The sequence below is a fragment of the Sphingobium sp. ba1 genome (genome assembly GCF_000743655.1).
GTDB lineage: Bacteria > Pseudomonadota > Alphaproteobacteria > Sphingomonadales > Sphingomonadaceae > Sphingobium.
Genome location: NZ_JPPQ01000069.1, coordinates 551443 through 558266, shown reverse-complemented (window position 1 = coordinate 558266; position 6824 = coordinate 551443). Strand labels below are relative to the sequence as shown.

General features: G+C 60.3%; 10 protein-coding genes, 1 tRNA gene and 1 pseudogene. 3 read left to right on the top strand and 9 right to left on the bottom strand.

Annotation, left to right across the window (positions count from 1 at the left end):
• The first annotated feature begins 61 nt into the window (after positions 1-61).
• The 3 genes from nth (at position 62) to IL54_RS05640 (ending at position 1345) form a co-directional block, all read left to right on the top strand.
• Positions 62-751, top strand: coding sequence for an endonuclease III (gene nth / locus IL54_RS05650; RefSeq protein WP_052027565.1), 690 nt, complete (start codon positions 62-64; stop codon positions 749-751).
• Positions 752-808: 57 nt separating this feature from the next.
• Positions 809-1195, top strand: coding sequence for a hypothetical protein (locus IL54_RS05645; protein ID WP_037473884.1), 387 nt, complete (start codon positions 809-811; stop codon positions 1193-1195).
• A gap of 73 nt (positions 1196-1268) precedes the next feature.
• A tRNA-Arg gene (locus IL54_RS05640) sits at positions 1269-1345 on the top strand.
• A 10-nt stretch (positions 1346-1355) separates the two neighbouring features.
• Here IL54_RS05640 and IL54_RS05635 read toward each other — a convergent pair.
• The 9 genes and pseudogenes from IL54_RS05635 to IL54_RS24830 form a co-directional block, all read right to left on the bottom strand.
• On the bottom strand, positions 1356-2111 hold the full coding sequence (locus IL54_RS05635) for a tyrosine-type recombinase/integrase (protein WP_237748938.1): 756 nt from the start codon (positions 2109-2111) through the stop codon (positions 1356-1358).
• A 501-nt stretch (positions 2112-2612) separates the two neighbouring features.
• A complete protein-coding gene (locus IL54_RS05630; RefSeq protein WP_037473880.1) occupies positions 2613-3140 on the bottom strand; it encodes a hypothetical protein in 528 nt (175 codons plus the stop codon).
• Positions 3133-3465 (bottom strand): hypothetical protein, encoded by a 333-nt coding sequence (locus IL54_RS05625; protein ID WP_037473877.1) that lies wholly within the window; start codon positions 3463-3465, stop codon positions 3133-3135. The genes IL54_RS05630 and IL54_RS05625 overlap by 8 nt, the downstream gene beginning before the upstream one ends.
• Positions 3466-3535: 70 nt before the next feature.
• Positions 3536-3727 (bottom strand): annotated as a pseudogene (locus IL54_RS25820) (hypothetical protein); the annotation flags it as partial.
• Positions 3728-4755: 1028 nt separating this feature from the next.
• Entirely contained in the window at positions 4756-5265 is a 510-nt protein-coding gene (locus IL54_RS25755) for a glycine--tRNA ligase subunit beta (RefSeq protein ID WP_037473872.1), read from the bottom strand.
• Positions 5262-5684 (bottom strand): hypothetical protein, encoded by a 423-nt coding sequence (locus IL54_RS22725; RefSeq protein ID WP_076605458.1) that lies wholly within the window; start codon positions 5682-5684, stop codon positions 5262-5264. The genes IL54_RS25755 and IL54_RS22725 overlap by 4 nt, the downstream gene beginning before the upstream one ends.
• A complete protein-coding gene (locus IL54_RS05605; RefSeq protein ID WP_037473868.1) occupies positions 5677-5973 on the bottom strand; it encodes a hypothetical protein in 297 nt (98 codons plus the stop codon). The genes IL54_RS22725 and IL54_RS05605 overlap by 8 nt, the downstream gene beginning before the upstream one ends.
• A 142-nt stretch (positions 5974-6115) precedes the next feature.
• Positions 6116-6298: a hypothetical protein gene (locus IL54_RS05600; RefSeq protein ID WP_037473865.1), complete on the bottom strand. Its 183-nt coding sequence runs from the start codon at positions 6296-6298 to the stop codon at positions 6116-6118.
• A 104-nt stretch (positions 6299-6402) separates the two neighbouring features.
• Entirely contained in the window at positions 6403-6756 is a 354-nt protein-coding gene (locus tag IL54_RS24830) for a hypothetical protein (RefSeq protein ID WP_193378816.1), read from the bottom strand.
• Positions 6757-6824 lie beyond the last annotated feature (68 nt).

Genomic DNA, 6824 nt, shown 5'->3' with positions numbered 1-6824 from the left:
GGCTCGTCGATCAGCCCGCCGGGCGTTACGACATGAAGGGCGTGCTGGGCCTCTGACCGCCATGAATAAGGCGCAGATCTTCGACTTTTTCAGCCGCCTGGCCGAAGCCAATCCGGCGCCGGTCACCGAACTGGAATATGGCAACGACTATCAGTTGCTGGTCGCCGTCGTGCTGTCCGCGCAGGCCACCGATGTCGGCGTCAACAAGGCGACCCGTGCCCTGTTCCGCGACGTCCAAACGCCCCAGCAAATGGTCGATCTCGGCGAAGACGCGCTCAAGCAGCATATCAAGACGATCGGCCTGTTCAACGGCAAGGCGAAGAATGTCATCGCCCTGTCGGAGATACTGGTCCGCGATTTCGGCGGAGAAGTGCCGCAGGATCGCGACACGTTGACCACCCTCCCCGGCGTCGGGCGCAAAACCGCCAATGTCGTGGTCAACACCGCGTTCGGGCAGGAAGCCTTCGCCGTCGATACCCATATCTTCCGCGTCGGCAACCGCACTGGCCTCGCCCCCGGCAAGACGGTGCTGGCGGTCGAGCTGAAACTCGAAAAGCGCGTGCCGGCACCATTCCGGCGCGACGCGCATCATTGGCTGATCCTGCATGGCCGCTATGTGTGCAAGGCGCGCCGCCCCGAATGCTGGCGCTGCATCGTCGCCGACCTGTGCCGGTTCAAGCCCAAGACGCCCGCACCAAAAACACCCTCTGCCGCCTTGCCGTTATCGCCCAGTTCAGCAGACAGCGAATAAAGGGACGGAACAGCGCCTGCCAGAACGTCGATTCGGCAAAAGCCATGGAGAGACAGCATGATCATTTCGCGAGCCTATCCCCTCGCCTTCGGCCTCGCTTTGGCGGCTGCCGCGACACCGGCCATCGCCAAGGACAGGCCCGACCCCTATGTGGCAAAGGGCGAAGCGGTCACTTGCATCCCGATCCGGTCGATCCGATCGACCAATGTGCGCGACGATCGGACCATCGACTTCATTATGAACGGCCGCAAACTCTACCGCAACACGCTGCCCAACAGCTGCCCCAGCCTGGGCTTCGAAAAGCGATTCTCCTACCAGACCAGCATTTCGCAGCTTTGTTCGGTCGATATCATCACGGTGTTGTGGAACGCTGGGCCAGGCCTGCAACCGGGCGCAAGCTGTGGCCTGGGCAAATTCCAGCCGATGGAAAAGGCGGCGAAATAAGATGGGGCGCGGGTGAATTGAGGCTGGCGCAGGCCCATGGCCTTTGCTAAGCGCCATGTCCGACCAGCGTCATGCACCCATAGCTCAGCTGGATAGAGCGTTGCCCTCCGAAGGCAAAGGCCACTGGTTCGAATCCAGTTGGGTGCACCACAACATAAATCTATCCCCCATTTTCGGCGGTTTTTCGCGGTAGTTTGGCTAACCTATCTTGCTGGTTAGACAAATCGGCAGCTGCCATAGTCGCCATCGCCTGATCGGCCAGGATAACTTGATCCGCCCCGCGCGTGTATCTCGCGACCTCAGAATCAGTGACGTGGCCGGTGATTGATTTGATAAGCTGGTTCGACAATCCAAGTTCGGCCATGCGCCGGGAGGCTGCTTTCCGCAGGCCGTGGGCAGAGCAATGTTTTAGCCCAGCTTCATCGCAGCGCGCGCGGAACCAGTTGCCGAAACCGGCGATCGAAAAGGGCTTGCCGAACTCGGTGACAAGATATGCCAGCTGGCCAGATGGTCGCGCCGCTATGGCGGCTGCCAAGGTCGGATGAATCGGGATGAATAGCTCTGCGCCGGTCTTCATTTGCTTGACCCGGATGCGCCCATTCTTGACGTGCTGCGGCCCCATGGTGACAACATCGGATCTGCGCTGCGCGGTGTAGAGCAGCAGCGACAGGGCTAGGCGGGCCTTGGTCCCCATGGGGTGGCGTTCCTCGAAAGCCTCAATGTCTTCTTCGCTCCATGTGTGGAAGCCCTGCCCCTTCGACTTCGGCGGCTTCACAGCCTTGGCCGGGTTGTCTTTGCGCATCCCCAGGAAGATCGCGTAATCGAACAGTTGGCGCAGACGCTTGAGCAAGATCGCGCCAGCTGTGGGCGTCTCGTGCATCTGCTCCATCAGCTTGGCGATATTGCGAGCCGTCATGGTCGCCACGGGCCTGCTGCCATATTTGGCGCGGAACCTCTCATAGGTGCCACGATAGACCCGGCGCGTGCTTTCCTTTGGGATGTTGTGCCATATGGTCGATCGATAATACTGGCCGATCAGGTCATCAAAGCTGCCCGGCGCGGCGCGGTCGCCTCCAGCCTCCAGCTTCTTGCCTTCCTTGAGCGCCAGATATTCCTGCCAGAAGGCATCGCTCCCGACCGGATGGGAGATATATTTCGATGGGTAGCCGGTGCGGCGAAAGCGCAGTCGCGCCTTGCCATGCCGGTCCCGAAACTCGGTCACATAGGGCGGTAGACCCTTCGTCACTCTAGGTCTTCCCATCCTTCACCATCCCTACGCCGATTCGGTCTCTCGGTAAGGATGACGATTTTGCCGTTCGGGTCTATCTCGACGCGCACGTTGTCAAACCCGGCAGCTTTCATGCCGCCAGCTGCGCGCTTGATGTCGGCTTTGGTAAAGCGTGCCGGGACTCCCACCTCACCCCTCCCCCGAACCAGGCACGGTCGCGGCGTCGATCATGGCTTGCCAGATCGGCAGCGCGGTAACGGTGCCATCGACAGCTTCCCCCGCCTCGATCATTTCCGGCGTCGGGTCGCGCATTGCCTGGATTGCGGCGATGGCGTCATCGGCCCACCCCTCCCACATCGCGTCGATGTCGGCGTCCGATCCCACAGGAAAATTGCGGCGGGCCAGCGCCCGCGCAACCAGTTCGATCATGTTCATCGGCTGGCCCCCCAGTGCTTGGCGGGCGATCTGGCGCATGGTTTCAGTCTCGCCTTCTGCATTGGACCCGTAGTGTTTTTCGATCCGCCGCAAAGCCTCCCGCAACCTCTCGACCTCGCCCGCATGGGTGGCCAGAACCTTGCGCGCCGCTTTGCGAAAGTCGTCCGCTGCAAAACCATCGCCTGTGTCGCTACACTCGCAAACCTCCGTCCATTTGTCGTTGTAAAATGTTTCGTAGATGGCCGCAGCGGCATCCTCAACAATAGCATCCCGCTCACTCATGATCGTGGTCCCTTTGGTTGCGGATGGCAGTGGCGATGAGGCTGGCCTCTCTCGCCCTCATTTGAGCCATAGGGCCATCCAAGTCGTGCAATAATTGCACACGTTGATCCGCCACCTTAACCGCCCTCTCCCGCTCATCCGCGCGAATTTCGGCCTCGAAGCGGGCGAAGGCTTGGGTCCAGTAGGTTTCGTCGTTTTCTCCGGATATGTAGGCCATGCGCTCTTTCGCGCTGTCCGGCGATCCGCTGATAGCCCGCATAAGACTATCATGAAGGCCAAGAGCAGCCTCCCGCGCCCGCTGCGATACCGCGATGGGGTTAGTCATGACAAAATGCTCCACGCTAAATAGAGGACGGCAATGACTCCGCATATTTTCAGACCGGCGGCTATCCCACTCATTCGCCCGACCCTCCGCGCTGATCGTGGGAGAGCCGCAAAGCCTTAGCGGGGTAGATCTGCACCGACCCGGTTTCGGTATCGCTCTCGACCGCATATCCTTCCGGCGTCAAGTCAGTCGAATATTCGCCGACAACCTTACCGCGCCAGTTCGATCCGCTAACCTTTTCGACATGATCGCCGCGCTGGAATTTGCCCACCGATTGCTTGACAGGCGGGAGGGCGGCGAGGGCGGCGTCGGCCAAGCCAAGCCACTTGCCCTTTTCGCACTCAAGTTGATCGTGAAATGTAACAGCGTTGCGGCCCTTCGCGACATTGGGCGCTGCTCGCTCGGCTTCACGCTTCCACAGCGCCACAGCGACAGCCTCCCGCAAATCCCCGCCGCCAAAGCCTGGGGATGCCTCGCAATCCTCGACATGGAACGAACGCACCGGATCAAGCCCACCCCCATTACCAAAGTGCGAGCCGATGGTGTCAGGTTCATCGAAATGGCGCGGGCGACCCGGCGCAGATATGGCCAGCCGAAGCGTTTCAAAGCTGCACCCCGCCCGAACAGTCGTGGCAGGCGGCAATTTGACGTCGCACGTCAGCACATCGTCCGCCACCGGCTCAACGCTGGCCGGAGCTTGTGTAACGCCAGCCGCCGTTTCGCCTACAGCAACAGGCTTTGTCGTTATTTCACGATCGACAACGCTCGCCGGGGCATCGGGGATGGTGAGGGCGCGGATTGCGGCGTCAGCCAAGGATTCACATAAACCCTTAGACAGCAAATAGCCGGGAGCCATCTTCATAAACTCTGCCCATATCGCATCGGCAACGGCCTCCCTCACCCCCGCCGCATCGAACGCATACTGGGGAGCGGCCCGATATTTCGCCTCACTGCCATAGACAGCCGAAAAGCTGGAACACATGCAGTCAGGACACTTTTCCGGCGCAACGGTCAGGCGCTCGACAATTCGCTTGCAGTTGTGGCATTGAAAATCTCCCAGCGGAGAAGCCGCATCGAACGCCTGACCGTGCGATTGGAGGGCGGCAAGGACGGTTTCAGTGATCTCGCCCACCCGATCGTTGACCGGGGTAAAGTCATCCTCTCCCATGGTCCCGACATGCCATGCATCCCAGACGCGCCCGCAATCGTATGTGTCGCCCAATTCGCTGGACAAGGCATTGTGGATCGCCTCGCGCAACAGCGCCGCGCCATCTTTATCGTTCGTCATCGTCAATCCTTCGCTGGCAGCAACGATGCTGCGATGATGAAATGCTTTGCCGCCCGGCGAAGCGCGTATGGATCTTTCGATCCGTTCGGTTTCAGCCCGATAGAGAAAAATGCGGCGATGTCGTGGGCGCGATCCGCAAGAACAACAGTCAATGTCACGGGTGCGAACCAACACATATTGACGCGATCCCCGTCATCGAAAGGAAGGAGAATATCATCCTGCGCCGCAGCCTTGATCCGCTCCGCAACGAAGCGCGCTATTTGCGGGGGGTCGGCGTTGAACATTTCAGCCGCTATTCTCATCACCGGCCAGGCGTGACCAAGGCCTTCGATGAATGGCCAGTAAAAATCGAAGGCGCACAGTGGATCATGAGTGTCAAGATTGGCGAGCAACCAACGAGCAGCACCGTCGCTACTATCGTCATTGGTTACCACCCGCGCCAAGTCATGAATAAACGGCTGATCGGTCAGCACACACGAAACGGCGTTCGACCATGCCGCGTCGTTCGTCATGATGTTTGCTCCTGTTGGCGAATGTGGGCGGCCAGTTCGGCAAGCGCTTCCATCGGCGGAGTGAAAAACCCAAGCTGGCCGCGACATGCGACAAGCGGGAGTGCGAAAGCATCGGCCAGGACGAAACCGTAGCGGCCAAAGAACCACCGGCTATCCATGGCCTGCACGCAATCAATTATGCGGGCCATACCGACAATACCGCCGCGTGGCATTGCCGCCTCTTTCGGATCATCCATATCGAGTTCGGTTTTCGACACGCCAGCATGGACGATAAACCACCCGCGCCCCTTCGTGGGCCAATCACGGTTTTCAACATCCTTGCCGTCATGGAAGATATGATGGGGATAGGGCTGCTTGATCGACAGAGCGCGGATTTGTCCCTGCTCGACCCGTGCGGCTAGTGCGGTGTAGTCAACCATTCTCACCTCCCATATCTGCAACAGCGATAGGAACGCCGCCACAACCGTCACAGAAGCCGCAATAGGTATCCGCCACACCGAAGCCTGAGCCGTCGCAGGCTGGGCAAATTTCGGTGTCATCGACCGGCGCAGGCTCGCGCGCGGCAGGGTCAACGTCATCCGAAAACATGCGCTCGATCTCCTGATCTTCGGGGCCAAGAACCTCACCGAGATCCTCAATGCGCAGGCGATGGCGTGGCGGGGTGCCATCGGAGATGATCGCCGGGCCAAATTGGTTTGGATAGGTCATACTCTCCCCCTCCGAACAGCAAGCGGCGTCATCCACTCGCGATGCCCCCTCGCCCTCTCCACCACCGGGCGCGGCGGATTGAGCATGAGGGCCAGCGTCTTTTCGCGGCGGGCCTGGGATAGCGCTGGGGTGATGGGGCGAGTCATGATGGCCTCCGCATGTCGGCAAGAGCGCGGGTCAGGTCCATGCTGGCGCGGCGCAATGCCGACCGTGCGGGCGACGGCCAGATGCGCGCCTCTCCTTCCTCGTGATCCAATGCGGGCTGCACCAACGCCATAAAGCGTTTGGCTTCATCGCGCGCTTTCTTGATAGATGCTGCGTTCATCTCAAATTCCTTCCCCTCCCCAACACCGCTTCACCGCTCAGAGATCGCGGCCTAGCAGCAACCTTTCGCGTCCCGCGTCGGAGAGGATTGATTGCGGGGATCGGTTAGGCGGGACTGTGCGAAGCCGTGAACACATCGCTCGGCTTGGCCTTGGGGATCAGCCGCCCGGTAGCAGGGTCGCGCAACTGGCCGTGCTTCTTCCAGTGGGCGAGTTCAGCCGCGGCTTTGTCATGGGCAGCCTCGGCTTGGCGAACATCGGCGCGCAGGCCTTCGACTTCGCGTTGCAATCTCGCGATCCCGGTCAGGTGCTTAACCTTCTGGCCGCCCAACCTGGCAATCATATCGCGGTCATCATGCGCCTCTTTGCGAAACCGCGTCCGCTGATCATCCATGTCGGCCTTCAACCCTGCCACCACAGCCTCATGCTCCCGCACCGTCATAAATCCCAAAAATGCCATGTCCGTTCTCCTCAAATGCCGCTCAGTGCGGCGACCGTGGCCTTGTCCAGGCCGATAAATTGCGTCTG